At 54.2% G+C, this 25166-nt stretch carries 25 protein-coding genes, 1 tRNA gene and 1 other RNA gene; 6 read left to right on the forward strand and 21 right to left on the reverse strand.

Annotated features, from left to right (window positions below; all coding sequences use genetic code 11):
- Positions 1-115 precede the first annotated feature (115 nt).
- Together RQ935_RS08355 and RQ935_RS08360 are read left to right on the forward strand one after the other, a co-directional pair.
- Positions 116-985 carry a C39 family peptidase gene (locus RQ935_RS08355; protein WP_311497971.1) on the forward strand — a complete coding sequence of 290 codons (870 nt, stop codon included), beginning with the start codon at positions 116-118 and terminating at the stop codon, positions 983-985.
- Positions 986-997: 12 nt separating this feature from the next.
- Positions 998-2293: a hypothetical protein gene (locus RQ935_RS08360; protein WP_311497972.1), complete on the forward strand. Its 1296-nt coding sequence runs from the start codon at positions 998-1000 to the stop codon at positions 2291-2293.
- A gap of 62 nt (positions 2294-2355) precedes the next feature.
- Here RQ935_RS08360 and rnpB read toward each other — a convergent pair.
- From rnpB to RQ935_RS08375, 3 genes are all read right to left on the reverse strand, one after another.
- Positions 2356-2733, reverse strand: an RNA gene (gene rnpB / locus RQ935_RS08365) — RNase P RNA component class A.
- A gap of 17 nt (positions 2734-2750) precedes the next feature.
- Positions 2751-3476 (reverse strand): hypothetical protein, encoded by a 726-nt coding sequence (locus RQ935_RS08370; RefSeq protein ID WP_311497973.1) that lies wholly within the window; start codon positions 3474-3476, stop codon positions 2751-2753.
- A gap of 59 nt (positions 3477-3535) precedes the next feature.
- Positions 3536-4423: a Nif3-like dinuclear metal center hexameric protein gene (locus tag RQ935_RS08375; protein WP_311497974.1), complete on the reverse strand. Its 888-nt coding sequence runs from the start codon at positions 4421-4423 to the stop codon at positions 3536-3538.
- A 49-nt stretch (positions 4424-4472) separates the two neighbouring features.
- Here RQ935_RS08375 and RQ935_RS08380 point away from each other — a divergent pair, with 49 nt between their 5' ends.
- The gene (locus RQ935_RS08380; protein WP_311497975.1) at positions 4473-6092 is read left to right on the forward strand and encodes a class I adenylate-forming enzyme family protein; all 1620 of its coding nucleotides are present in this window, start codon (positions 4473-4475) and stop codon (positions 6090-6092) included.
- Between the two features lie 36 nt (positions 6093-6128).
- On the opposite strand, the gene lipA is transcribed toward RQ935_RS08380, so the two are convergent.
- The 3 genes from lipA to lipB all read right to left on the reverse strand — a co-directional run bounded on the left by lipA (position 6129) and on the right by lipB (position 9856).
- Positions 6129-7151, reverse strand: coding sequence for a lipoyl synthase (gene lipA / locus RQ935_RS08385; protein WP_311497976.1), 1023 nt, complete (start codon positions 7149-7151; stop codon positions 6129-6131).
- Positions 7152-7311: 160 nt separating this feature from the next.
- A complete protein-coding gene (locus RQ935_RS08390) occupies positions 7312-9120 on the reverse strand; it encodes an FAD-dependent oxidoreductase (RefSeq protein WP_311497977.1) in 1809 nt (602 codons plus the stop codon).
- 49 nt (positions 9121-9169) lie between these two features.
- The gene (gene lipB, locus RQ935_RS08395) at positions 9170-9856 is read right to left on the reverse strand and encodes a lipoyl(octanoyl) transferase LipB (protein ID WP_311497978.1); all 687 of its coding nucleotides are present in this window, start codon (positions 9854-9856) and stop codon (positions 9170-9172) included.
- 168 nt (positions 9857-10024) lie between these two features.
- On the opposite strand from lipB, the gene RQ935_RS08400 reads away from it, so the two are divergent.
- The gene (locus RQ935_RS08400; RefSeq protein ID WP_311497979.1) at positions 10025-10864 is read left to right on the forward strand and encodes a hypothetical protein; all 840 of its coding nucleotides are present in this window, start codon (positions 10025-10027) and stop codon (positions 10862-10864) included.
- Here the strand turns inward: RQ935_RS08400 and RQ935_RS08405 are convergent.
- The 4 genes from RQ935_RS08405 to RQ935_RS08420 all read right to left on the reverse strand — a co-directional run bounded on the left by RQ935_RS08405 (position 10861) and on the right by RQ935_RS08420 (position 13532).
- Entirely contained in the window at positions 10861-11679 is an 819-nt protein-coding gene (locus RQ935_RS08405) for a zeta toxin family protein (protein ID WP_311497980.1), read from the reverse strand. The genes RQ935_RS08400 and RQ935_RS08405 overlap by 4 nt on opposite strands.
- On the reverse strand, positions 11679-11960 hold the full coding sequence (locus RQ935_RS08410; protein WP_311498025.1) for a hypothetical protein: 282 nt from the start codon (positions 11958-11960) through the stop codon (positions 11679-11681). The genes RQ935_RS08405 and RQ935_RS08410 overlap by 1 nt, the downstream gene beginning before the upstream one ends.
- A gap of 179 nt (positions 11961-12139) precedes the next feature.
- Positions 12140-12213: transfer RNA gene (locus RQ935_RS08415), tRNA-Val, on the reverse strand.
- A gap of 80 nt (positions 12214-12293) precedes the next feature.
- On the reverse strand, positions 12294-13532 hold the full coding sequence (locus RQ935_RS08420; protein WP_311497981.1) for a hypothetical protein: 1239 nt from the start codon (positions 13530-13532) through the stop codon (positions 12294-12296).
- 215 nt (positions 13533-13747) lie between these two features.
- Here RQ935_RS08420 and RQ935_RS08425 point away from each other — a divergent pair, with 215 nt between their 5' ends.
- Positions 13748-14995: a YibE/F family protein gene (locus RQ935_RS08425; protein ID WP_311497982.1), complete on the forward strand. Its 1248-nt coding sequence runs from the start codon at positions 13748-13750 to the stop codon at positions 14993-14995.
- 185 nt (positions 14996-15180) lie between these two features.
- Here the strand turns inward: RQ935_RS08425 and RQ935_RS08430 are convergent, their stop codons facing one another.
- The 3 genes from RQ935_RS08430 to RQ935_RS08440 all read right to left on the reverse strand — a co-directional run bounded on the left by RQ935_RS08430 (position 15181) and on the right by RQ935_RS08440 (position 17291).
- Positions 15181-15507 (reverse strand): type II toxin-antitoxin system RelE/ParE family toxin, encoded by a 327-nt coding sequence (locus tag RQ935_RS08430; protein WP_311497983.1) that lies wholly within the window; start codon positions 15505-15507, stop codon positions 15181-15183.
- The gene (locus RQ935_RS08435) at positions 15491-15718 is read right to left on the reverse strand and encodes a DUF6290 family protein (protein ID WP_296183459.1); all 228 of its coding nucleotides are present in this window, start codon (positions 15716-15718) and stop codon (positions 15491-15493) included. The genes RQ935_RS08430 and RQ935_RS08435 overlap by 17 nt, the downstream gene beginning before the upstream one ends.
- A 436-nt stretch (positions 15719-16154) precedes the next feature.
- Positions 16155-17291 (reverse strand): IS1249 family transposase, encoded by a 1137-nt coding sequence (locus tag RQ935_RS08440; protein WP_311497984.1) that lies wholly within the window; start codon positions 17289-17291, stop codon positions 16155-16157.
- 366 nt (positions 17292-17657) lie between these two features.
- On the opposite strand from RQ935_RS08440, the gene RQ935_RS08445 reads away from it, so the two are divergent.
- Entirely contained in the window at positions 17658-18227 is a 570-nt protein-coding gene (locus tag RQ935_RS08445) for a tyrosine-type recombinase/integrase (protein ID WP_311497985.1), read from the forward strand.
- 36 nt (positions 18228-18263) lie between these two features.
- Here the strand turns inward: RQ935_RS08445 and RQ935_RS08450 are convergent, their stop codons facing one another.
- From RQ935_RS08450 to RQ935_RS08485, 8 genes are read right to left on the reverse strand one after another with little or no spacing between them, the layout of a single operon-like run.
- Positions 18264-18536: a flagellar motor protein gene (locus RQ935_RS08450; RefSeq protein ID WP_311497986.1), complete on the reverse strand. Its 273-nt coding sequence runs from the start codon at positions 18534-18536 to the stop codon at positions 18264-18266.
- Positions 18536-18760 carry a hypothetical protein gene (locus RQ935_RS08455; protein WP_311497987.1) on the reverse strand — a complete coding sequence of 75 codons (225 nt, stop codon included), beginning with the start codon at positions 18758-18760 and terminating at the stop codon, positions 18536-18538. The genes RQ935_RS08450 and RQ935_RS08455 overlap by 1 nt, the downstream gene beginning before the upstream one ends.
- Positions 18761-18773: 13 nt before the next feature.
- A complete protein-coding gene (locus RQ935_RS08460) occupies positions 18774-19601 on the reverse strand; it encodes a CHAP domain-containing protein (protein ID WP_311497988.1) in 828 nt (275 codons plus the stop codon).
- On the reverse strand, positions 19598-20251 hold the full coding sequence (locus tag RQ935_RS08465) for a hypothetical protein (RefSeq protein ID WP_311497989.1): 654 nt from the start codon (positions 20249-20251) through the stop codon (positions 19598-19600). Before RQ935_RS08465 ends, RQ935_RS08460 begins: the two co-directional genes overlap by 4 nt.
- Positions 20241-20660 carry a hypothetical protein gene (locus RQ935_RS08470; protein WP_311497990.1) on the reverse strand — a complete coding sequence of 140 codons (420 nt, stop codon included), beginning with the start codon at positions 20658-20660 and terminating at the stop codon, positions 20241-20243. The genes RQ935_RS08465 and RQ935_RS08470 overlap by 11 nt, the downstream gene beginning before the upstream one ends.
- Positions 20641-20865 (reverse strand): hypothetical protein, encoded by a 225-nt coding sequence (locus RQ935_RS08475; protein ID WP_311497991.1) that lies wholly within the window; start codon positions 20863-20865, stop codon positions 20641-20643. The genes RQ935_RS08470 and RQ935_RS08475 overlap by 20 nt, the downstream gene beginning before the upstream one ends.
- On the reverse strand, positions 20862-22736 hold the full coding sequence (locus RQ935_RS08480; protein WP_311497992.1) for a hypothetical protein: 1875 nt from the start codon (positions 22734-22736) through the stop codon (positions 20862-20864). Before RQ935_RS08480 ends, RQ935_RS08475 begins: the two co-directional genes overlap by 4 nt.
- On the reverse strand, positions 22736-25066 hold the full coding sequence (locus RQ935_RS08485) for a hypothetical protein (RefSeq protein ID WP_311497993.1): 2331 nt from the start codon (positions 25064-25066) through the stop codon (positions 22736-22738). Before RQ935_RS08485 ends, RQ935_RS08480 begins: the two co-directional genes overlap by 1 nt.
- Between the last annotated feature and the right edge of the window lie 100 nt (positions 25067-25166).

The raw sequence follows: 25166 nt of genomic DNA on the forward strand, positions 1-25166 counted from the left end.
AAACTATATGAGGCACCACATCACCTACGCGCTCAAAATACATAAGGTACGCCGGAGGGTTGACAAGGAGACCAATCTGTGATAAAAAGAGCCATCATGGTATCGAGGAGGAATCATGAAATCAATGATCTTTTCTATGTCAACTTTGACTCTAATGGCCTTGCTTTGCACAGGAACGAGTATAGCTTCAGGTGCAACCAATGACTCAGATAAAATCAATACTAATGACAGTAGTCAAAGTATTGGAATGATAGATCAACTACCTGTAACTGAGGATTACAGCCTGGATTCTGTAATGACAGAGCAGGAGTCGCATTCATTCCTAAATAAGTTAAATCTCGCAGTAGCAGGTGGGACAATGAGCTTAGAAGAGGCTCAGCAAGAAGCCTTGAAAGAAAGCTTAGTATTTCATAGTCATCCTCTAAGAGCTAATCCTGATTTCCCTAATTCTGAGACCCTATCAAATACGCCTTATGTAAGTCAGGGGCAAAATGGAAAATATTGCGGCCCCGCAAGTGGAACAATGATAGCACGCCAATGGGGTAAACCCATCTCGATTGGGACCATGGCTAATTATATGCAAACCGATAAATACCAAATGACGGACTGGAGCAGGGGGCAATTCGTACGTGGATTAAGTCTCGCTTTGGGAAAGAGCTTTTATTCGCAGCATAATAGTCCTAGCGCTATTTCGATAACTACCGCATTTCAAACAACTGTTGGACACTATAAGCATCCTATCGCAGCCGACACAGTAGAATTCAAAGGTGGCATAACTTATAACAACCACGCACAACCTACGAACAATCCTCGTGGTCATTGGATAGTAGGCTATGGCTACCGCAATAATGGAAGTTCAGGATTCTGGTACGATCCGGGAGCAGCATATCTCAATAGCCATGGCTCTAATGGCGTTAACACAACCTTTTTTGCAGACAGTAATTTTATGTATCAATTTTTGCAAAGCAACGGTATCGTTTTTTAAAAATTATAAACCATGCTTACCCAACGAACTGCAGTACTTTTTTTAGCGAGCTTTTTGCTGTTGTCACTGACGGGTTGTGCATCTACGAGTGCTGTAACCACGGCACCTAAAACCGGTACAGACCAAGCAGAAAATAAAATTCTTTCTAAGGATAAGGCGACAAATATCCTTAGTGAAGGCACTTATTTTTTTGACCAGCGTATTAATTACACACCCGATTCCGAAGCAATACAAGATGCATACGAACTTATGGATAGTAATGGTATATTCCCCTGTTACCGTAAAGCCCAAGAAACTTCGCCATTTACCAATAACGAACCCAACGGCGAATTTTGGTGGTGCCAAGCTACAGAGGGAGGATTAAAGCAATTATCCCAAATACCATTCCCACCAAACGTTCCACCAAAAGGTCAACAGATTTCATACATTTCCAGGCTTGGTAACCAGCTTCTATTCATTATTTCAGGAGCTTATGATGAAACTGCTGAAAGCAACTGGCAACTCGCCTTTTTTGATGGTCAAACCACCCGAACCGTTGTGTCAAGCAAAGACTACACTGATAAACCAATCAAGATGGCTGCGGAGCCCTGGCACATTGGACTGTGCGATGGAAAGGCCTATTGGGCTACCTTTGATATGCTGCAAGCAGATAACCGTCCAAAGAACTCTGCGTACATCTATACAACTCCAGTCAACAGCAAGTCCAGTCCTCAAATTGTTGCGAAAAATGTTACGTCCTTTAAGCTTAGTAAACAATGTGATTTAGCCATATACTACCAGCAAGATACGGCAAAAAATTCCCGAACCTCACCTAAAATCGACCTTTTTCACGGAAAATCAAAAATCAATTCTATTATTTTACATAGCAACATTAGCAACCTCTACGGTTTTGCTCATGATTACTTTATATATCGGTCCACTGAGACAACTTCACAAAATGATTTAATTATAGAGAACCTACAAAATCATCACAAAATCACTTTTAGAGACACGCCTTGCAAGAACATTCCAAATATAAACGAAGTAGGCACCAGTTACTTCTATTTTACCTGCGCAGACTCTAATTACTCTTCAGTTGATACATTTTTATATGACCTAAACTCTAACAATTATTATATCGTGCCAGATTCCTATGCCGGTTTTGCTTCGACCAACAGCGAGAAATGTATGAATACAAGCGATTGTTTTTTGGTGTCTTGGAGCAAAACTGATTATGTTATACCAATCGCAGAACATCGGAAAAACAAATTGTTTTCGATAACCCAAAGCTACGCCTACTGGTCACCAGATTTACATAACCGTCTCTGATTACCGTTTCCCGTACTCCGTGCGTCACGTCGCACCCGGTCGAGTGCTCCTGAATCAAGGAGCGGAAAAGCCGGGCGTAAGCCGGATTCTGTAACGCGCTTTGTTGCCGCCGCGCGCCGGTAGCCATTTCTCTGGAAGGCCGGTTACCCGACCTCTCTAGCAGCCTACCCGCAGGCTTTGAACGGGCCGCTCAGCCTGCTGCTTGGCCTTGCTCCGGGTGGGGTTTACCCTGCCACGACTGTCGCCAGCCGCGCGGTGAGCTCTTACCTCGCCTTTTCACCCTTACCTCACCGTGCATAAGCCCGGTGGGGCGGTTTCGCTTTCTGTGGCACTGTCCCGCGGGTCACCCCGGGTGGCCGTTAGCCATCACCCTGCCCTGTGGAGTCCGGACTTTCCTCGGGCTCATCGAATGACTCGCCCGCGGCTACCTGCCCGGCTTTTCCGCCCGATTATTGTACTACTTACGCACCAAAATGACTTCGTGGTCCTCGCTGACGATGACATCATCGGGAGCCGCGATGTTTAAACGCGAGATTTCAGCCATCGAAAATTCCAAATCCATCCCGACTGACTGGTTCCCGCTGACCGCCACTACCCCGATTCCCCCGGTCGCCCGTTTGCAAGTTTCGTATTCCTGCAGCAAATCGGCGGGTAGGGTGGCGGCCAGTTCGTCTCGCTGGGTTTGCTGGCCGGTCAGTTCCTGCTGCAGTTCGCCGGCAGCGCTGCCCGCTTCGGCTTGTGCTTCGTCGAACTCAACAGCCAGTTCCGCGCGGCGGTTTTCCACCTGCTTCACTTTTTCACTAGCGCGTTCCAGCGCGTCCAACGCGTCCAGGGCACTGTCTTCCAGTTCGCCCTGACGCGTCGCCAGCTGAGCGAGTTCAGCTTGGATGCGTTCCATCTCTTTGGGGCTCAACTGGCCCGAATCCAAGCGTTCACGTTGAGTCTTCGCCCGCTCCTGAACTTTACTGACTTCCCCTTCGGCTTGTTTCAAAGCCCGGTTCAAGTCGTTGCGAGCGGAAGTCGCCAAAGCCAGCGCGGAGCGCAGCTTGTCCTGCTCAACTTTGATTTGTTCCAGACGCGCCGCGGCCGGAATGCTGGCCAGAGAGTGTTTCAACCCGGCAATCTTTCGATCTAGGACCTGCAGGTCCAAAAGTTTTTCTTGGTCTTCGGGCGCAGCTTTCATTGACTTCTTCCTTGCAGATTCTCGGGGTCGTTTTCTAAATCGTAGCTTGATTTCAGGTATTAGTTTATCGAACCGCAGCCGGCATCGTCCGGCTCAGTTTCGTCCTCGGTGACGGTGGGGATATAGGCGTCCCAGGGCTCGGAAATGACCGTGCTGATTTTCGTTTCCAGGGGTTTCCCGATTTCACCGGCCCACAGGTTCAACGCGGTTTCTAAGCGGGGCAGCCACATCCATTCACTGGCCCAATGCGACGGCATAATGAGGGCGGGAGCCCCGTCCATCTCCAGGAAATCCAGCGCCGGGTGGTGACGCAAATCGGCGGTCACGAACACATCCGCGCCGGCATCTAAGGCTGCGGGCAGCAGGGATTGACCCGACCCGCCACTGACCGCCACCGTCTTGACGGCACGGTCAAAGTCACCCGCCACCAGCAAACCTGCTGGTGAATCGGGCAATAGGTTCGCCAGACGGCTGGCGACCTCCCCCACCGTGGTGGGCGTGACCGGGCCGACTCGTCCGATGCCCAAGGACGTGTCGGCGGGGGCGGGCTGCAGCGGCCGCCAGGTCTGCGGGTTGAGTCCCGCTGCTTGGGCCAGGGATTCCGCCACCCCATCACGTGCCGAGTCCGCGTTGGTGTGGGCGTTAAACAGGGCTGCCCCGCCGCGAATCAGGCGATGTACCACCCGACCTTTGGCAGTATCAGTAGACACAAAAGAAGTGCCGCGCAGGAACAGAGGGTGGTGCGTAATGACCAGCTGCGCCCCCCACTCGAGGGCCTCGTCCACGACCGGCTCGACCGGGTCCACAGCGAGCAGAATCCGGGTCACCGGGTCGCCCCGATCCCCGCAAATCAACCCGACCCGATCCCAATCTTCCTGCAGCTCGGGCGCAAAACGCGCGTCCATCCACTCACAAATTTCACCTACGGTCAATCCGGTATTTCGCATACTCTCATCCTAGCGAACTTCGATTTGCCCCTGTTGATAACCTAGAACAGTGGTCGATTATTCCCCGATGAGATTCCTGCAAGCAGCCGCTTTACGCCACCCTGGGCGCACTTCGATGATTTGGATTGCCCAGGGAGTCAGCGCTGAAACCATCGCTGCGTCCAGTTTTGCCCCGCCAACTTGGAATGTGGCCCAGACACTGGCGCGCGCCACCAAGCTGGCACTCCAGTTTCGGTCTTGGGGCGTTGCGCCCGGCGAGCGCGTGGTCGTGATTGGGAAAAACTCCCCGTGGCACCTACTGACTTTCGTGGCCGCCGCGGCCATTCCGGCGATTACAGTACCGTTGGATCAAAACCTGCCAGCACCGGAGTTGGCAAAAATCCTGGCGCATTGCGACCCGAAAATCATCATTTGCGATATTGCCCAGCACGAAAAACTTGCGGACTGCGGCCCCACCGCGAACCCCCGCCCCCGCCTCGTGACGTACTCTGACCTGGAGGATTGCCTAGAGCCGCGCGACGACTCGACCCCGCCCGTGACGTTGGCGCTCGCTGCCACCAAAATGCTGGGCGAACTACCCGAATGCGGGGACGATGTACCCGGCGCGATTATCTATACTTCCGGCACCGCCGCTCACCCGAAAGGCACGCTGCTGACGTACAAAAATATGTGGTGGGGCTGCACGAATTTCCGCGAAGTGTTTGAGTATTCTCCGGCCACCGTCGAGGCGGTAACGGCTCCCCTGTCACATATCGGCGGGTTCAACGGCACGACGACGGACATTTTTTCCCACGGCGGCACGGTCATCATTTTTGAGAAGTTCGATTCGGCCGCTGTCCTCGCCGCTATCGAGAAGTATCGGGTCGAGATGATGTTCGCGGTGCCGACCATGTACCGGATGCTGGTGCGCGAGGTCCGGCAGGCGGCACAATCCGGGCGGCCGGTAGACACGTCTCGATTCACAAAAGCCCTGGTGGGCGGCGCACCGTGGGATGAACAGCTGGCCGCTGACATGATTGGCTTGGGGTGGAACCCCATCAACATTTGGGGCATGACCGAGCAAAGCGCTTCAGGAGCCGCCCTGACCACGGACGTCATGGCGGGGCGCGAACTGGCGGTAGGCCGGGCATTTCCGCATACCGAGCTGCGTATCGTTGACGGAGCTGAAAAACCGGTCGAACCTGGAGTGATTGGCCAGTTGGAATGCCGCGGTCCCAGCGTGACGCGGGAATACTTCCGTAATCCGGAACTGAACGCCGCCCTCATTGACCCGCATACGGGCTGGTTACGGACCGGGGACTTGGGATTTTTTGATGCTGACGGTTTCCTTCACCTAGTGGGACGCCTGACCGACACGATCAACTCCGGCGGGGAAAAGGTGTTTTCGCAGCGGGTCGCCGCGGTGCTCTCGCGTCATCCGGGGGTATCAGAAGCGCGGGTCGTCGGGGTTCCCGACCCGACTTGGGGTGAAATCGTGGCCGCGGTGGTGGTGCAAACCCCAGACATACCCGAAAACACGGAACCACTCAGCTTGGAACAACTCCAAGACTTCGCCCGCCCGCACCTGACGAAAGCGGAACTCCCCCGAGCCATGCGCCTCGTGAGCCGCATCCCGCTAAACTCGAACGGCAAACCTGACCGGCAAGGGCTTTTGGCGCTGTTCCAATAACCCCCGAATCGCCCGCCCACACATTCAGGCACGCGATTACCGCTGTTTTTCCCGTTCCACGACCGCTTCGGCTTCTTGACGAGCCGGGGGGCGATCCTGCTCCAGATGCGCAAACTGGGGCGGAATGAAACGTTCGTAGTGCCGCATCGCCTGCGCCCACAGCTTGCCGGCACGATACGAAGAGCGCACCAGCGGCCCCGACATGCACGCGGCGAACCCCATATCCAACGCCAGCTCCTTGAGCTGCACAAATTCTTCGGGCTTGACCCAGCGCACCACCGGCAGGTACCGCTCGGAGGGACGCAAGTATTGGGTCAGGGTTAAGATATCTACCCCCGCGTCGAGCATATCGCGCATCGTCGCTTCGATTTCCTCGGGTTCTTCGCCCAGTCCCAGCATCAGGTTCGACTTCGTGATTAGCCCGAACTGTTTGGCTTGGGTGATGACGTCCAAGGAACGCGCGTAGGTGAACGCGGGACGCACCGTGTGCATCAGGCGTGCCACCGTTTCCAAGTTGTGGCCAAAGACCTGGGGCTCGCTGGCAAAGACTTCCTCCAGGGCCACGGATTTGCCTTGAAAATCATCGACCAGCAGTTCCACTCCGGTTTCGGGACAGAGCGCGCGAATCTGGCGGACCGACTCGGCGTATAGCCACGACGCCCCGTTTTCCAGGTCGTCGCGAGACACCCCGGTGACCGTCACGTACTTCAGCCCCAGATGTTTGACCGTTTCGGCGAGGCGACGCGGCTCATCACGGTCGTAGCCCTCCGGCTTGCCCGAAGCCACATCACAAAACCCGCACCGGCGGGTACACAAGGCCCCACCAATCAGGAAAGTCGCCTCCCGGTCTTCCCAACATTCAAAAATGTTGGGGCACCCCGCTTCGGCGCAAACCGTGTGCAGCCCCGCCCCCTGCATGAGGGAACGCATTTCCTGGTATTCCGGCCCGGCTTTTGCCACCACCCGCAGCCAGCGCGGATGGTCCTCACGAGGTTGGCGCGCGTTGGCCACTTCCAGGCGCAACGGTTTTCGGTGCTGCGCGGACTCCAACGTGGACATGGCGGCTCTCTCTCAGTCGGTTTGGGGACATTCTCTGTCCATTTTACTCACGTTTCCCTCCGGCCTCACCACCGTTCCCGCGACAGTACACACGCGACAAAACAATCCGGGAACCTCACCACGTGGTGAAGTTCCCGGAAAGTCTGTTGGCCCGGTCGGGCTAGCGCGCTACGAACACCGGATTGTCGGCGAAAGCCTCGTCAGCAGCGGTGTTGGCGGCGATGTAACCAAAGACCAGCGCGGCCCCGATGGAGGTGCCTCCTGCCGTATAGGTGTGGCCGATGACCGACTTGGTCGTGTTGCCGGCCGCCATCAGACCGGGGATAACGCTGCCGTCCTCACGAGTGACGCGGGCTTTGGTGTCGATGACCAGACCGCCGGCCGTGCCGATGTCGCCGGGATACACCTGGGTGGCATAGAACGGACCTTTCTCCAAGCGTCCCAGCGAGGGGTTCGGCTGATGGTAACGGTTGGCATAGAACTTGTCGTGTTCGTTTTCGCCACGGTGGAAGTCCTCGTCGATGCCGCGGTCAGCGAAACCGTTGAACCTCTCAATCGTCTCGGCCAGGGCTGTTGGCGGCACGTCGATGGCTTCGGCCAGCTCATCCAGGGTGTCGCGGCGCACCAGGGCGCCCGATTCGTAATAAACGTCGGGCAGTTCCACGCGGGGCATATGACCGTAGGCAAAGAAGTATTTGTCACGGAACTGCTGATCGAAAATCAGCCATGCCGGCATGTTTTCAGCGTCGCCCTCGCCTTTCCCAAAGATGCCGCCGTACAGGCCTTGACCGGCCGCGCAATAGGGCAGGGCTTCGTTCATGAACCGCTTGCCCTTGCCGTTGACCATGAGGGTGTGCGGCAGGGAACGGTCGGGAATGATGAAGCGTTCCTCGTCCTCAATCACGATGGGCTGGAACCCTTCGGTGCGCGGCAGCTTGATGACCGGCGACCAGATGGCGTCAGCCATGTTGTCGATGGCCGCGCCATGTTTCATGCCCAGTTCGATTCCGTCGCCCGTGTTGCCTTCCACGCCTACGGTCCAGGTGCCGGTGATGGGGTGGCGCTGGTACTTTTGCCGCATCGCTTCGTTGCGTTCAAAGCCGCCACAAGCCAGGATGACGCCGTGGGTCGCGTTGATTTGGTACCGGGTGCCGTTGTGTTCCAGCACGACGCCGGTCACGCGCTCCTCCCCTTTGCCTTTCTTGCCTGCTTCGCCGCCCTCGGTGAGGAAGTCGACCAGGGCGTTTTGCAGTTTCACTTCCACTCCCTCACGCAGGACGGAGTACATAATGGCAGCGGTCAAGCCCGCGCCCATAGTGAGCGGGCGCTCGCCTTTGGCAAAGTGTTTCAGGTTGCGCCACAACAGTTTCATGCCTCGCACCCAGGGGCGCAGGTCGGTCATGGCCAGCAGCAAATCGGCCGAATCATAGGAGTTCATATCCACCGGAGACATCGGACGGAAGTACGCTTTGACGTGCGTTTTCTCCCACGGTCCCAACAGGCGGGTATCGAAAGCGCCCGCTTCGACGCCGCGCCCGGTCTTGGCCGCGCCCGGGGCGTCCAGCCAATAGTCGGGGTAGCCTTCCATCCGCCTAAACTCCAGGTAGGGGCACGAAGCGGTGAGGAAGTCCATGCACTTCTTGCCTTCCTCCAGGAAGGTGTCAATCATTTCATCGCTGGTGCAGTCCCCCACCGTTGCTTTCATGTATTGGCGGCCCAGGTCAGTAGAATCCGAGCCTCCGAGTCGGGCGAAAACATTGTTTCCGGGTACCCACACCATGCCGGCGGATTTGGAGGTCGAACCTCCCCACTGGTCGCTTTTTTCGACCATCAATACTTTCAGACCACGCCTCGCGGCGGTCAGAGAAGCGGACAGGCCGGCAGCTCCGGAACCAACGACGATGACGTCATAGGTATCTTTGCTGGGACGGCCAAAGGGTTTACGAGCTGAAGACTTCTTTGTGTTCATAAGCTAAATGCTAGACCACTTCGACGGCTCGCGTCAGGGTCTTCAGTCCCTAAATTTTTGAAAACGGAGCCAGCAGAGGGGTGAGTTTCGCGGTGAGCTGGTCCACCAGGACTTTTGCGGCGGTGTCGAAGTCCGTTTCGATTCCCTCCTCGAAGAGGGAGGTGACCCCGGCATCGTTGAGCCCACAGGGAATGATGCCCGTGAAAGCGCGGTTGAAATCCGGGTGAATGTTGAGCGCCAGCCCGTGCAGGGTTGCGTTTTGTACGACTTTCAAACCGATGGCGCACAGTTTGCGGTCGCGTCCCGTCCCCCGCTCGGCGGCGGTGCACCCCGCGGCATCACGGTAGCGCAGCCACACTCCCGCACGACCCTTCACGATCTCAACGTCCAAGCCCCAAGTGTCGCGAACCGCGTCGATGACTGCGCCTTCCACCGCGCGAATGTAGGCAATCAGGTCCACCGGCTCGCGCAGCCTCACCACCGGATAGACCACCAGCTGACCCGGCCCGTGCCAGGTGAGCGACCCGGCCCTGTCGGTGCGAATGACCGGCAAGTCTTTGTTGATGAGGTCACTGTCGTGGGTGTTGCGTCCGGCGGTATAGGTCGGTTCGAACTGTCCCAAGATGAGGGTGTGGTCAAGTTCCCCGTCCCGCACCCGCGCCCAAGTCTCGCGCTGAATCCGGTCCGCTTCCTGGTAAGACACCAGCCCTCTGGGCAGCAAATTTTCCACTCGCACGGGGTTTACTCTATCGCGTCGGGCGCGTTCGAGCGCGAATCGGACAATCTGGGCAGGGTTTTGCCCACAATCTGGCGGGACATTGTTGATAAAATATATGCGGAAAATCCCAATCATCAGGCAAGGGCGCCGGTGATTGTCTCAAACTGTTCGGGAAGGACGCAGTTCATGGTCAACGATAATCCGCTTGAGAATGTGCCGGCACAGAATAACACTCCAGCCACTGAGACAACTCCGCTACCACCGCCCCCAGACAGCGCCGAGGTGGCTAGTCAACACCACAAACTCGCCTATACCGTTGGCGCAATTGGTATATCGGTGGCTGTGGTGCTCGTCGGCGGGGTGGCGGCAGTTGCGGTTTACCAGCACAACAAAGCCGAAGACCTCAAGGCAAGGGAGTCACTTTCGAACGAACTAGATAAAACACCTGATGCTAGCGAGTCAATTCTACCATCAGACAACGACCCATTTCCTTATGACACCCCTGATAAAGATAAGGCAGATGGTGGGGACGACGCAGCCACTCGTTATGGGCTAGAATTTAGAAAAGAAGACCCGTTGACTTGGGATGATATCATGGAGTTTGCTAAACCGTCTTTAGCACTAGGCGTTGATACCCCAGAGGAATTAATTAAAAATGATCCTTTGACGGTTTGTGATGCGGTTACGTTGTGGGTTAAGGAGCTACACAATTACGGCACTGATATAATGTGCGATTATAACGATTACCCCGAGTATCCAGGCAAGATAGTTATATCTGCTTATACAATTTCCGGCTATGTGGAACAGACCAATGTAGTTAACACCGACGCTTTATTCGTTGTTCAACCTGACGGGACATTTCACTGTATTTTTGAACTATCAGATATTAATACTGATGAGGATTTAGGCAGCGAAACCAAAGACTACGATTATTTCCCATCAGGCAATGAGCTATACCGAGACTATCTAGACCTACCAATCGTTCGTTCTAATCCAGAACGATTTACGGTTGACGATGCCTATTAAATGCCTTGTCGCAGCCGATTAATCACGTCAGCAGCGGATGCATCGTCAGCAGTAAACCGCACATGACCCTGTTCACAAATCGCCAACGTATCCCGAACAACCTTTTGCTCCGACAAGGTCAGGGGACGTTCAAAGTGTTCCTGAAAGATATCCACCGCATCCGCGCAGGCGGCACCGTCATAGAGAATTTCCCCGCTGCGATTCTTAACCGTGAAACGGTCAATCATCGGGTCGCCTAGATAAGTGGCGTTCACAATCTCGCCAACATTTTGCACCAGGCTATCCACGGTCACATCGTGCGCGGTAGGCGGTGTCCACCGAGCCGGAAACCCCCGCAGCATATCCCGATAGAAACGCTCCGCGATACCCGCCAACGAAGCCAAGGGAGGAACCGCAAGCACCACAGCATGAGTTTGACGCCCCAACTCTTTGGCGCGGCGCGCAGTGTCGAGAACAGTTGCGGCATTGCGCCACGTGCCCTCAACGAGAAACGAAATCCGGTTCGCTTCTGCATATTCCACACACATCCCGACCCACGCGCCGGACACTGGGGCGGTGGCGTGGGGCATCTTCAAAGGCTCGTGGGTAATGAGATACTCGTAATCTGGGTGGTGGCGGCGAAAGTCATCACCGATGATTTCAGCAACAGTGTCAGGGGGATACTGCGCCAGGGCATAATTCTTACCTTGGGTTTTCCCAGCACCCGGCTGACCACCCAGAAAAATCGTCACCGGGTTTTCAACAGATTCAATTTTCCTGAATACATCGGGTTTAACTAACAGTTCCCATAACGCTTGCAATTCATCTGGCGTCATCACATAGCTACTAACAATTCGGAAGAATCAAGTTCCTCACGGCGTGCGTGCCATTTTTTAATCATGGCAATTTGGGCGGCGCGGTCATGAGCGCCGACCCGCGAGCGTTCCTCATCTAACTCAAATCGTTCTTGCTCGTAGCGGTCAGCTAAAGCATGGTTACCTTCTTTGAGAGCCGCAACCTGCCGGGACGAAAGCCAACCTCCCAGCATGGTCCCGGCTTCATAGAACACGTCATAGAGAACCGAATCGGAATAGTCCTCATATTCATTGCTTACCATCGCCACGTCCCCTTCCTTTTACTGACATTTTACCAGCCCCCTCTGGCTTTGTCGCTGGTGCGGTACCCCTGACGTATATTGAGCAAAACAGCATTTTCCCCGGCGCTGCCCCTCACGGGTTCGAGTCCCCAACCCCCTTAAACATTTTCGGACGGGATAAACCCGCCCGAAAATATTTGTGGACCCAGAGGGACTCGAACCCCCGACATCCACGGTGTAAACGTGGCGCTCTAGCCAACTGAGCTATAGGTCCTAACGGTTGGCGCGAAACGCCAACACAAGACTATTGAGAATAACATTTGCCACGGCAAGTTGCGAACCGACCGCCCCGAATCACTCCGAAAAAATCACGTCTCCACCACCTCTGGGCTCCCCCAGCGGCAGGCTTGTATCCGAAGGCCACCCCACTTCTTCTGCAGTTCCCGCGACAACGACTCTTTTACCGTTGTAAGGGACCCACTCTGGGGTGGTATCAACGCTATCTACGCCCGCATAATATGCGCCCACACAGAGCAGCTTCGCGGAATCGGTTTGCATACCGGTTCCATCCCCGCTCGTGCCAGTCACTGTTTGTGTCCTATCAAAGACCAGAATCGCGTACTTTTCATACTTAAAAGTCCCGCTATAGTCGGGATTTGGCTCTGGGGCACCTTGAAAACCGAGCAACTCCGCGTGGCTCATAATCCGGATGGTACCTTCAAACACCTGCTTGCCTTGGGCTTTGGCCGCTGCAATAGCCTTGGCTTTCTGATCCGCAGCCTTACCACCCGAGGGCTGCTTAGCCCCCGCAGCACCGGCCGGCCCCGCCAGCTTCTGCAAGGCGGAACGGTCCGAGACATCCAACCACTGCAGTTCGGCTCTATCTGTGTTCAAAATTGGAGTGGACTCACCAAACGTGAAGTCACAATTTTCGCTCTCTACCAGTTCGGAGCCTTGCAACACCATACGATTGCAGTACCACTGGGGATTCAAGGCGCTGCCAAGAACTTGGATAATCCCATTCCCAGCTTTACTCCCCATAATGAAGGCCCGCGTGCCTCCACCCGAGGCAACCCCATCCAGGAGGACCTTCGACGGCGCTACAAACGGATTTCCCGACCCGTCCGCGGAGAAAACTTGCACATTGAGCAGGCCATAGCCATCGTCTGCACCGAATAACAGTTCAGGAACACCGTCCCCATTCATCTCAGTCAGGGCATATTTATACGCTCCACTTGAATTATTCAGATCTAACGCAGTCAGATACTTGGCAGGGGCATCCAGTATTTCGGTGTACTGGTCAAAGGCCGTTTGCAGTTTCTGAGCCTGTGGATCCTGCGGGGCTCCCTTCTGGACTGTCGCGGTATTTCCTGCGGCCGAGGACGTCCCGGCAGCCCCCTCACCGCCGGCGGATCCCTTCCCGAGCAACGCCACCAACAAAATCATCCCGGCAACCACTAACAGTGCCAACGCAACTATGATGCCAATCAACGGCACATTGGGGTTCTTTGCGACCGGATACGCCTCTGGACGTGGGGGCGGCGTGGGGTTGGATTCAGACGGAACCGGTGCGGGTGGCATCGGGTCAGACATAACTTCCTGCTTTCTGCATGACGGTATGTTTAGATTAGCATAGCCAAAACGCCCTCTGTTACAGTCTGGCAGACGATTTTCCGCAGTCTTAGAGTCCGACCCGCACTAGGCCACCGTTTTCACCAGGACCGAGCCTTCAACAGCCGTGAATCATCGTAAAAGGCAGGTCATTTCACTCAGCGCGGCTGTGACTGGCACGGATATACTTGCTGTTTGTGTCTCATTCTCACTCGATTTCTCGGATTTCTCGGACTCAAGAGGCTTCGACGACTTCGCCCGCCTCGCGCCTGGCGATGATGGTTGCCCTAGGCTTGATTACGGTCTTGACCTTGGCAGGAGTGGTTTGGCTCTGGCCCGATTGGCACCATCTACAGGAAGTCCGCCAGATGAACTTCAGTTTTGCGACTACTCCGGGAGTTTCCTACGAACGGGCCAACATCGTGAAACTCGAACCGAAGTGTCGAGACACCGACATCGCCCCTTCTGACGTACAAAGCCACCTAGACGACTGCGTTCGCCTGACGGTGCGCCTGACCAGCGGACCGGATTCCAACCAAGTCACCACCCTGGAAACGGTCGGACCCGGCGCACATTCGAACCTAGCGCCCGGCGACACCATCCAAGTCATGCGCTCACCAGGGGAAAAACCCGGCACTTCCACCTATACTTTCACCGGCGTCCCCCACGACCTGCCGATTATCCTCTTTGCCATCCTGTTCGCCGTGGTAGTTCTGGCGGTCGCCCGCACAAAAGGAGCACTTTCGCTGGTGGGACTGGCTTTCGCGACCGTGGTGATTGTGTACTTCATGCTGCCTTCCCTGGCCAGCGGACGGCCCGGCATCTGGGTCGGAGTGGTCGGATCATGTGCCATCATGCTCATCGTCATTCACGTCGCCCACGGCATATCCATGCGGACCGCATCCGCACTGCTGGGCACCGTGTGTGGTTTGGTACTTTCGGCCTTGCTGGGCGCCATCGCGGTGAAAAGCGCGCACATTTCGGGTTACATCGACGAAACCTCCTTTGACCTGGCCGCCGCCATTCCGCACCTCAACATGAGCCAGCTGTTCGTCGCTGCCACTATCCTGGCGGGGCTGGGGGTGCTCAACGACGTGACCATCACCCAAGCCTCGGCGGTGTGGGAACTGAGACTGGCCGCCCCGACCTACACCCGCCGCGAAATCTATCAAAGTGCCATGCGTATCGGCCGAGACCACATCGCTTCGACGATTTACACCATTGTTTTTGCCTACACTGGTGCGGCGCTCTCTACGGTGATGCTCATCGTTTTGTTCTTTGAACGCTCACTCAGCGACCTCTTCACGACGGAGGCCCTCGCCGCCCAAGCCTTGCAAATATTGGCTTCCGGCTCCGCCCTCATCGCCAGCGTCCCCATCACCACCGCTATCGCCACACTGGCGGTACGCAAGCCCACCGAGCCAGTGAATGAAATTCGCGATTAAATCGGGGTTGGTGGCCTATATAACCACCTACCCCGATTTAATCCCCGATTTCTCACGCCCCCGCCTAACGACCCCGACCGACCTTGTGCACCCGACCCGAAAGAATCTCTTGACAGGCTCTAAAAAGAGTACCTAACGAAATTAGCGGTTACGTTGAGGTTTCTGTACAAAACTGCCGTATCCGCTCAGTGAAAGAGGTTTCCGATTTCGTCCTGCGGAATGTTGGGGGGACGTTTGTAGACTTTTGCACGGTTCTCAATGGTTAGGGCTACCACTACGAGCTTTTCATCATAGATTTTGCAGATGACTCGGTACTGGCCGACGCGATACCTCCACAGTCCTCGCATATTTCCGGTCAGGCTCTTCCCACTCGCACGCGGGTCGCCTTTGCTCACCACGTCATCCAAGAAGTTCCATATCCGCCGTCCGACCGACTTATCAAGTTTCTCAAGCTGTTTTTGAGCAACGATGGTGAAATATAGCGACCAGCCAGAGTCAGAATCCAAGCTCACGCTTCACCTGTTCCGCGCTGACCAAACCCAAATCGCCTGATTCCACTTTGTCCACCAGGTCAACCGCAAGATAATAATCCTCCAGGTCATCCAGATACTCTTCCAGGGCCTGACGGATATAAAAAGATGCTGGCCGGCGCGTCTGTTCGCTCAAAGCATCCAGGCGTTGCTTGGTTTCCTGTGGCAAACGCAGGCTCAACACTTCACTCATGTAAACAAGTATACAACTGTCCTTTCCCGCCGACCAGAGCGGACGAGGATTTGTACAGCGAGGCTCGACTCACCGGGCAGGTGATCGTAATTCGCGATTAAATCGGGGTTGCTGGCCTATATAATCACCTACCCCGATTTAATCCCCAATTTCTCACACCGCCACCCGTAACGCCCGACACGCCCGACAGCGGGCACAAGAAATCCCCCGTATTTTCAGCAAAAAAGAAACCCCCTGAACCGAGCATAGAGGCAGTTCAGGGGGTATTTATTTAGTAGCGGGGGCCGGATTTGAACCGACGACCTCCGGGTTATGGGTTTTAGGTGCATAGTTGCAATCATGAAAACTCTAACTTGGCAAGATGCCCTTACTGATTACACGGCGTTTCTAATCGCGAAGGGAGGGTTATAGGACAAAAATTGTTGATTTTTGATTTCTAGTAGTCCTGTCGGTATGGGGTTTGGTGGTGGAGGTCTTGCCATTGGATGGTGGTGCCCCAGACGGGTGTTCCGTTGGGGTTTGCGTATAGGGCGGAGATTGCTTCGTAGGCTGCGGTTATTTCAGGGTCTCTCGGTATGATTCGTAGCAGTTGTGCTGGTGGGAGCGGGGTCTCTGTGTGGTGGTGGCACCACCAGCCGATAGCTCGGAGTTGCCGGTTTATTCTCCAGCCTCTGTGCTCGCCGAGCATGGTTCTGAGCTGGCGGTTTACCCCGCCTTCTATGGCATTGTTCGTGGATGGGAGACTTCCGATGACTTCTCCGTCACGGTACATGTCCGCTTCCAGGAACGTGAACATTTCCCCGCTTTTCGTTAGTGTTTTCAGGGTGTTTCTGGCTTTCACGAGCCGGTCGTGAGCGTTGACCCAGCGCCCTCGCTCGTTCAAGGTTTTCTCTGCCAGGAATCCTTCGTAGCGTTTGGTCCATATGAAGAAATCTGTGACCCATTTGTCGCGTTGGTCCGGGGTTTTCACGGCGAAAAGCTGTTTCGCGAGCTGATACAGTTCCATCCCGGCCAGGGTTTTCGGATGCATGGAAGTGTAGCGTTTGGCCTGGTTGAACACGTGGAACACGCAGCGTTGTACTCGTGTTTCGAGCCAGCATTCTCTGCGTGCGGAAGCGAATCCGGTGCCGCCGTCACACACCACCATTTCCGGGGCTGGTATCTTGCCCATCAGGGCTTTATATGCCTGCCTGGACTCGCTACGCGCCACGTGCCAGCCCACGACATGCCCGTCCGCGTAGGCAATCAGCACGACCGCGATACGCCGCAGATAGATGCCATCAATATGCACGACACGGTGCACTGTCCCGTCTGGGAACCATATCGGCCATAACTCCCAGAGTTTCTCGGCCTTGCGGCGGAAAGTACGACCCTTGCCGGGAAGGTCTCGTTGCGAGGTTTTCCCCAGCAGATAGTCCAGGAAAAACCCTAAATCACGGGCAGTAGTGTCATTGATCCAACGCCCGGTCTTCCCACACTCCCGGCAACGCCAACGCTGTTTACCGTTGCTGTCGTGACCGTTTTTCAACATTGGAGTGCCGCATCGCGGGCAAGATTTCTGGTTCCTTTTCATACACCCCAGTATGAAACCGACTTTAATGCCGAAAAGTCCTTGCGGCAACGCGGAAAACCTCGGATTAAATCAACACTTTCTGTCCAACCAAAAAGTCGAATCTAAACGAGTTTCAACCCGACTTTCCCGCAAAATGGCAACAAAAACCCCGACTAAATCAACACTTAATGTCCTTTAAACCCGAAGGGATGCACGAAACGCACCATTGAAACCCGACTGAACTACCTAAACCGGATCACACACCTTGGAAGCCCCGGCGAAATCAGCGGTGAAGCCCTGCTGGAATGGGCGGCCACATTCGATTGGAAAGCCGAAACCCGCCATTCTTGCTATGCAACGCTAAGGGGCTTTTTCCGTTACCTATTCATGACCGGGCGGCGCAATGATAATCCGGGGGGAATCCTGCCAACCATCAAACGCAATCCACCCGCGCCCCGGCCAATCCCTGAAAGCCTGTACGCCAAAGCGCTTGATTCCGCCCCGCCAAAACCCCGTCTTGCACTAGAGTTGGCAGGATTTGCTGGGCTACGCCGCTCCGAAATCCCCCTAGTAAGCACTTGCGATTTAGTGGAAGATCTCCTAGGGCTTTCGCTGGTTGTACACGGCAAGGGGAACAAGGAGAGGCTTGTTCCCCTGACTGATAGGCTTGCAGTGAAAATCCAGATCAATGCAGGTCGAGCGGGGTGGGCGTTCACCAGCCAGCAAACTGGAAGCCACATTAATTCAGAATGGCTAGCGAAAATCGTGAAACCATACCTGCCAAAAGGGTTTACACTCCACTCGCTCAGGCATCGCTTTGCCACGGTATGCTACCAGCGAACTGGAGATATTCGCGCTGTACAAATGCTGCTCGGTCACGAGGATCTCGCTACGACACAACGGTATGTCCAGGTGGATGCTGCTGAAATGCGGCGGGTCATGGAATCCGCATCATGAAAGGCAAGGCGCGGGCGCGTACTGACCTGAAATAAGTTAGCGTTGGATTTTTTCCAGTTCTTTCCATAGGCGGGCGTGGGTGTCGCGCGCGTCTGTCATAAGGCTCTGAATGTCATCGTGCAGTTCGCCCTGCCTATGCCCCAAACTCTTCACTCGATCGTCCATCATGTTCACGATGTCACGCAAGGAAGTTCCATGGTCTGGTTTCATTTCTTTTGAGGCAGAGCGAGCGTATATCGCGGCGATGATGGCGGCGATACCGCTCAAAATAGCGCCGATGCCCTGCAAGTCAGGTATCCAGGCGGGCATTACACGTTCTCCTTAGGTGTGCGCGTGGGTCTGTAAGCGAGGGCTGTAGATGTTGCCAGCAATGCTCCGGCCAAAGCGATCCATAGCGGGGCATTTTGCTCGCTGATGATTCCGTAGGCGCTCAAAAGCGGGATAACGGCGGTAGCGATACCGTAAAGCCACGTTCTGATGGCGGGGGGTATCAGGTCGGTTACGGGGTTGTAGTCATTTTCATGTTCTCCCATGATTTTTTCCTTTCTAGTGGTTGGTTAGCCAGGTCTGCCAGGCTTTTACGGTTACAGCGCCCATATAGCCATCTACTGGTACGCCTAGAAACTTTTGGGTGGATTTCACAGATGCTTGGCCAAAGAGCCCGTCTACAGTCGCGCCGGTCTTGCGCTGCCAAGCCTTGATACAGGTTGAGCCTTTCGCCCCGCGGGCGACCCATTCCCAACCAGATCCCGCATTAGGCAAGTACTGTTTGTTCACGGCTGGTTGTGAGGAAATCACCCCATCAGCAGGGGTTCCTAGCTTGGTTTGCAGGGCGCGGATTGATTCGGTTCCGAAATATCCGTCTACGGCTATAGTTTTGCTGGCTCGCTTGGGCGTGGCGGGTGGGGCGCTGTCGTAGCGGGGGCGAAACACATTACAAACGACATTGAAAGAGCGGGTACGACGGCCTACCCCGCCGCGTCTGTAGGCGTAAGTGGTATTTCCCTCAATCGTGATGAGATGCGAGCCGTTGTTTGCTTCCACGATGCCCACATGGTCGGATTCGCCGCCATCCCAGTCGAAAAACACGATATCCCCCGGTTGGGCGTTGTACTTATCGACTTCCAGGCCGAGCTTTTTCATGGCCTTTATACCGGTAGGGCAATAGGCGAAGTCGCCGCCGGGCGGGATTATCCCGGCTTGCCGAAATACCCAGGTCACGAACATTGCACAGAATGGCACGCCACTCTTTCCGTAGTATTTACCGTGACGGGAAGCGTAATCCCGCCCGTACTTGGTTCCAGGCTTAGGGTCGTTCCAACGGCTGTAGCCGATTTCGCGGGCGGCAATGGTAAGAATGTCTTGGGGTTTCATGCGTTTACCTCCGCAAGGAGTAATGGCAAATTGTCTTGGGCATAGGTTCCAAACGCGTAAAAATCGAAGACAGTTGCGTTAGTAGACAAGGGGATTGGCGTGTAAAAAACATTTTTCGCACCTATAGGGAACTCATATGAATAATCTTTATATTTGTAGTAAACATAATTAGGTGATTCGTAAACTTTCCATCCTGAACTGTTTCCTGGGGGGGTAATTGAATCAAGCTGCATAAGTTTACTTTGGCAGACCTTTGAGGCGCCAACCGCCAAACTTTCTAAGCGTTTGGTGGTTGATTTATCAATGCGAAACTTAACTATGTCCAAATCGTCATTCTCGTGCCAGAAATATTGTGTGCTTGCTTTTATAGCGTCATGAATTTCTTTCCATCCTTCTGTTCCAGTAGCGTTACCGGCGTGAGTTGGTGACTGGTAGTAAGTCAGGGGAATCTCAATAATGTTGGTGGAATAGCCGGGAAAGTTAATCACTGTTCCACTAATGTTATTAAGCCGTGTTTGTGCGGTTTGAATTTCGTTGGCGTATTCGGTGTTTTTTGCGGTTTGTGCGCTGGTGTCGAGTGAGCCTTCCCGGTTCACCAAGTACTTATTGATATCTTCGGCTGTGAGTAGTTGGCCGTCTCTAAACTGCATTGTTTTGCTCCTTAATCCTGAAATACACCGATGTGCGTGCAATCTTCCCACTGATGCGCGGCAACATGACCTTGTTCCCTTCAATGCGCGTGTTGGTCGAATCAATCGCGCTGTGTTGAACAGCCAAGTAAACAATCTCGACGGAATCGGGGAATATGGCCGTCCAATCGCGCTTTGATGAAGATGCGTGTTTCGTCTCGTCGTAGTCGGTGAAATCGAACCGGTAAAGCCGCCCAGTGGGTTGCGTTGGGGGCGCGGAAGCCGTCAGAGTTTGCAGTTGCTCTTTCATTCGGTTTGCTTCGTCAATGATGGCTTGTGTCTGAGTGTCTGCTTCGTCATCATTTACCAGGAACTGATTTACATCGGCGGCGGTGAGAACTTCACCCTCTTTAAAGATTTTCGTAGTCATAGATTGGCCTTCCTCCGGTTGTGTAGATTTCGTAGGCTTTCAACGCTTTATCGAGTTTTGAGAGGCTGGTTTTTATTTCGCCCCAAATCGGTGAGAGTTGCGAGTTTAGCGCGGCTAGTTTGGCTTCATCGTTTTCCAATAGGTAGTTATTGATTTGTTCGGCGGTCAGCACATCGCCAGGTTGGAACACAATTGGTTTGGTCATGTCATCACAGTCCTTTCTTTAGCGTCTGTTAGGTATAGCCTTTGTTTCCACGTGTATGGTGTCAGCCGGTTTTCAAACGCATAAATCAGGTTTTCTATCTGATTGCCTCGGTATTCCAGCTGGCAATAGTCGAATAGATTTAAGCGAGTTAGCCGGTCGGAATCGGTAAGGGCGTTCATCTGAATGGAACTGACCTTAAGGGCTGATTCTTGACCGGGCGGGCGCGCCAAGTAGTAATCCGCGAGGGTTTGCGCTTGGGCTTCTGTGGCGCAGTAGGCGCGGGCGGTTTTCCTGGATTGACCGTAAAGGTTTGCATAGTCAGGGTTAGTTGCGGTAAAAGTTTTGGTTGCGTCCTGCCAGGACCCGTTTTCTTGTTTTGCCGTGTGGTTTTCTATTGCTACCTCGGTCAATGTTTCAGCAGAGTTGAATCCGGGGTTTATGTCCGTGTAGTAGTAGCTTTCACGTTCACTGTTGTACCGGTCGGTAAACAATGGGACTGGGCTCACGCCTTCTTCAGCCCATGCCATGTTTGCCTGGTAGTTTTGTAGGGTTGCGTGGTCTAGCTGGGATTGGCCAATAATAAACCCGGTGCGGATCATGGCTGATGCCACATTTGCTTCGTCCAGGCGGGATTCCCCGATGACAAACGGATTTTCGACTTGCCGCGGTTCTTTAGTCGCATCGCGTAGCCAGGTAACCCCGGCTGGTGGCAATTTCCCGCCGTCTAGTGGTGTTTCTCCAACGATGAACCAGGGTACTTTTTTGAATACCGTAATTTCGTTGTTTGGGTTAATGATTATGGTGCCGTCTGGGTTTACCCACCAGGCACCGGCAACGGTTGCCAACGTATCGTCCATGTAGGATGCCAGGTTGGCTTCGGCAACGGTTGAGCCCAGGGCGTTTTCTACGGGCGGCGTGCCTTCCAAGATTTTCCATTTCAGGCCGGTGTTGTCCAAGAGCCTTTCGATACGTTGCGAAAGGGTTTCAGGGGTGGCACTGCGTACACCATAGCGTTTAATGCCAGCGAGTTTTCCCACAGTGTCTACGAATTCCAGGGTGGCGACATCGTGACCCTTTGGGTCTTTCGCCGGGGTCAGGCTGAAAGATGCCAGGGTGCCGGTGTAAAGGATGCGGCGGGTGATGCGGTGATAGATTCGGCATTGCAGGCCTACACGCAATTGTGCTTTGCGCGGGTCAAAGTCTTTGATTTCGATAGTGGCGGTGCCTACCTGAGCCACTGGCAACAGTGTCGAGCCGTGATTTGCTCCCATCCTGAAGGATAAGGAGAGACCTTGGCCGAGAATGTCTTTCCAGGTGTATTCAGGCACGGTGAGTTGCAGCGTGTCCAGGTCCAGGTGGGAAGCACCAATGCGGAATCCCCCGGAAATGGGCGGGATGCCACCCAATGGAGCCTTGCCGATTCGCGATCTGCCAATAATGAATGATGGCACCATGTTCGATGTCATCATGTCGAACCCAATGAGGTCATAGGGAACCGGCTTCGATTTGTCAGGAAACCGGATTTGGACCTGAAGGCTGATGATTTTCACTTGCTTCACGCCGGTAATAGTCAATACAGGGTCAAGCGGCAAAAGGCTTTCCAGCTCTACTTGATTCGTGCCAGTATTCAGCACGGCGGTTTTATCCGCAAATACCATTCCAGCGGTTTGCCCCGCCGTGGGTGTCACGTCCAGTACTGCCACCAGGAGGTTGGAAACACCGGGTCGCATTGGTGAAAAGTCCACGCTTAGGGTGCCGGTTTCGTCCACGTCAATCAAGATTTCACCGCTAGGGCTATAGCTGTGGTGTGCGATGCCTTTCCAAGCTGAAAGGGGCGGCAAATCAACGTTTTTCCAAATCGTGTGACGCATCAGTAGCCCCTCCCGTTAGCCTCGGTGAAGCGTTGCAGGGCATCAGCAACAACCCGGCCAACTTCCATGGTGGGTGTGAGCGCGGACACATTGATGGTGATTGTTTGGCCGCCACCAGTTCCGGCTCCTGCCAGCTGAGCTTGCGGGATGATAGGAGCACCAAATTTCGCGCCGGTCACATCAGCAGCGATGTCATCCAGCAGACTGCCCAGCTTGCCACGCTGGGAATCAAGACCTTCCAAGAGGCCGGTCATAATCCATTTCCCCGCGGGGACTAGCAGTTTGAGGTCTTTAGACTTGGGCCCTTTGTGTTCCGCGATCCATGACGCGATACCGCCAACAAAATCTTTGATAGCCCCGAATCCCGCTTTGATGCCGTTTAGGAAGCCGTCCATGATGGCGCGCCCCGGTGCTGTCAGAATCCCAGCGAGGTTACCGATTGCTGCGAGGATTTTCTTTCCCAGACCCTGCACCCACTTCATGACCCCGGCGATCCCGTTCTTGACGGCGGTCACCAGGTTTTTAAAGGCCTTGCTAATCGTGTTCACTATCGCCATGAAAGCATTTCTGATAAGTTTCGGGATTGTCACAAACACGGTTTTGAATAGTATCTTTATACCGTTCAGCACGTTAGTCGCTACCGTTTTAATCGTTTTGAAAACGGCTACGAAAATGGTTCTAGCGCCTGTCCATACAGCATTCCACATTATTTTCGCCCCGGTGAGCCATGCGGTGAAGAAAGCCTTGATTGCGTTCCAAACGGTAGTGGCGAAAGCCTTGATACCGTTCCAAACACTTTGAAAGATGGCCTTGATACCATTCCAGACCGTTGTCCAAATGGCTATGTACCCCTTAATCCACGCAGTGAAGAAAGCTTTTATAAAGTTCCACACGGCGGTAGCGAAAGCCTTGATACCGTTCCAGACGCTTTGAAAGAAACTCTTTATTCCGTTCCAGCACGTATTCCAGATATTGGTTATGAATGCTAGTCCATTTTGGAAAGCGGAGGTGATACCGCCCCAGGCTCCTTGGAAAAAGCTAACAATAGCTCCCCAGATATTTGTTACCGCGCTCTTGATTGCATTCCATACCCCAATGACCGCGTTGCGGAATCCTTCATTAGTCTGCCAAGCAGTAATCAGTGCAGCTACAAGGGCGGCAATGATGGTTATTACTAGGCCGATGGGGTTAGCTGCGAAGGCTGCGTTTAGAGCAAGTTGGACTATTTTCATCCCATTGGCTGCTACTTTTGCAATGGTCACACCCGCCGCGAATAGCTTGAATCCTCCAGCTACACCGGCAATCGCGGCCGCTAGGGCTCCGAATAATGCCGGGTGTGCGGCTATTAGCGCGCTGAGGTGCTGTAAGGCTGGAATGAGCATAGATGCGATTTGCTGGATAATAGGCAGTGTTGCTCTACCGATTTGACCAATAACTGGGATTGCCGCGACCAGGGTGGGGAAAATCACAGTAGTAATGAAGTTGCCAAGTTTTTCCAGAGCGGGACCGAGCTTCTTGCCAGAGGTTTCTGCCCATCGATCGAACGCCGGCATGGCTTTTTCATTGATAAAATCCGCAAGTTTATCGACCATCGGAACTAGAGAGGTGCCTAGTTTCTCTTTGACCTGCGACCATGCCACCTTAATTTTGTCCGTACCGTTGGCGGTGGCTTTTGCTACGCCTCCAACCTGCTTTTCAATAGCAGATAGTACTAGGGCTTGTGCCTCGTGCATTTTGTTAGATTCCACGAGGGTTTTAATCTTTTCCTTTTCCGCTTCGGTAAACGTGACCCCTGAGCGAGCTAAAGCGGTAATGCCTTTGATTGGATCATTAAGAGCTTTGCCTAACTGCACCGCATTTTGTTCCGCGGTGCCAAAACCGGCAGCCCCCATATCAACAGCGGCGCGGGTGGCACGGTCAAAGTGATCACCAACGTTTCCAGCAGTGACGGCCAGCTCCTTAAAACTCATAAGCTTTGCTTGCGTGAGCTTGATTTGGTTTTGATCTACGCCCGTTTGCCTTGCTGTGACGTTGGCAAGTTTCACTAGGCGGTCAGTCACGCGCTGGGTTTCACCGCCAAATAAGCCCATAGATTTAGCAACTTGACCAATACGCGCATTTGAGGTGCCAGCAGTCTCACCGGCCTCGATAAGGGATTTCCCTACTCTTACCGCGCCGACCGCGACACCAGCAATAGCGGCGGTAGCTACGGCGGCCTTGGCTTTGATGCTTCCGAAGCGAGAACCGATATGGTTTTGTAGGGAATCAATATCTGCTTTAGCTTTCCGAGCCGAAGCAAGAATTTCAATAGTAATCGTAGGGCGACCCATGGCCTTCACCTCCAATCATTGGCTCTTCGGATGGCTTCGATTAGCGCGGTACGCTCCATCATGGTGAGGGTGTAGTATTCGCGTGGGGATATATGCACGA

Source organism: uncultured Mobiluncus sp. (assembly GCF_963511525.1).
Classification (GTDB): Bacteria; Actinomycetota; Actinomycetes; order Actinomycetales; family Actinomycetaceae; genus Mobiluncus.

Excerpts from the sequence above, each read along its gene's own strand:
- RQ935_RS08455 (WP_311497987.1), bottom strand. The coding sequence starts at position 18,760 with ATGGGAGAACATGAAAATGACTACAACCCCGTAACCGACCTGATACCC.
- RQ935_RS08445 (WP_311497985.1), top strand. The coding sequence starts at position 17,658 with ATGACCGGGCGGCGCAATGATAATCCGGGGGGAATCCTGCCAACCATC.
- RQ935_RS08460 (WP_311497988.1), bottom strand. The coding sequence starts at position 19,601 with ATGAAACCCCAAGACATTCTTACCATTGCCGCCCGCGAAATCGGCTAC.
- RQ935_RS08475 (WP_311497991.1), bottom strand. The coding sequence starts at position 20,865 with ATGACCAAACCAATTGTGTTCCAACCTGGCGATGTGCTGACCGCCGAA.
- RQ935_RS08465 (WP_311497989.1), bottom strand. The coding sequence starts at position 20,251 with ATGCAGTTTAGAGACGGCCAACTACTCACAGCCGAAGATATCAATAAG.
- RQ935_RS08480 (WP_311497992.1), bottom strand. The coding sequence starts at position 22,736 with ATGCGTCACACGATTTGGAAAAACGTTGATTTGCCGCCCCTTTCAGCT.
- RQ935_RS08375 (WP_311497974.1), bottom strand. The coding sequence starts at position 4,423 with ATGCGAAATACCGGATTGACCGTAGGTGAAATTTGTGAGTGGATGGAC.
- RQ935_RS08400 (WP_311497979.1), top strand. The coding sequence starts at position 10,025 with ATGGTCAACGATAATCCGCTTGAGAATGTGCCGGCACAGAATAACACT.
- RQ935_RS08410 (WP_311498025.1), bottom strand. The coding sequence starts at position 11,960 with ATGGTAAGCAATGAATATGAGGACTATTCCGATTCGGTTCTCTATGAC.
- RQ935_RS08355 (WP_311497971.1), top strand. The coding sequence starts at position 116 with ATGAAATCAATGATCTTTTCTATGTCAACTTTGACTCTAATGGCCTTG.
- RQ935_RS08470 (WP_311497990.1), bottom strand. The coding sequence starts at position 20,660 with ATGACTACGAAAATCTTTAAAGAGGGTGAAGTTCTCACCGCCGCCGAT.
- RQ935_RS08420 (WP_311497981.1), bottom strand. The coding sequence starts at position 13,532 with ATGTCTGACCCGATGCCACCCGCACCGGTTCCGTCTGAATCCAACCCC.
- RQ935_RS08440 (WP_311497984.1), bottom strand. The coding sequence starts at position 17,291 with ATGAAAAGGAACCAGAAATCTTGCCCGCGATGCGGCACTCCAATGTTG.
- RQ935_RS08370 (WP_311497973.1), bottom strand. The coding sequence starts at position 3,476 with ATGAAAGCTGCGCCCGAAGACCAAGAAAAACTTTTGGACCTGCAGGTC.
- lipA (WP_311497976.1), bottom strand. The coding sequence starts at position 7,151 with ATGTCCACGTTGGAGTCCGCGCAGCACCGAAAACCGTTGCGCCTGGAA.
- RQ935_RS08450 (WP_311497986.1), bottom strand. The coding sequence starts at position 18,536 with ATGCCCGCCTGGATACCTGACTTGCAGGGCATCGGCGCTATTTTGAGC.
- RQ935_RS08485 (WP_311497993.1), bottom strand. The coding sequence starts at position 25,066 with ATGGGTCGCCCTACGATTACTATTGAAATTCTTGCTTCGGCTCGGAAA.
- RQ935_RS08405 (WP_311497980.1), bottom strand. The coding sequence starts at position 11,679 with ATGACGCCAGATGAATTGCAAGCGTTATGGGAACTGTTAGTTAAACCC.
- RQ935_RS08390 (WP_311497977.1), bottom strand. The coding sequence starts at position 9,120 with ATGAACACAAAGAAGTCTTCAGCTCGTAAACCCTTTGGCCGTCCCAGC.
- RQ935_RS08360 (WP_311497972.1), top strand. The coding sequence starts at position 998 with ATGCTTACCCAACGAACTGCAGTACTTTTTTTAGCGAGCTTTTTGCTG.
- RQ935_RS08435 (WP_296183459.1), bottom strand. The coding sequence starts at position 15,718 with ATGAGTGAAGTGTTGAGCCTGCGTTTGCCACAGGAAACCAAGCAACGC.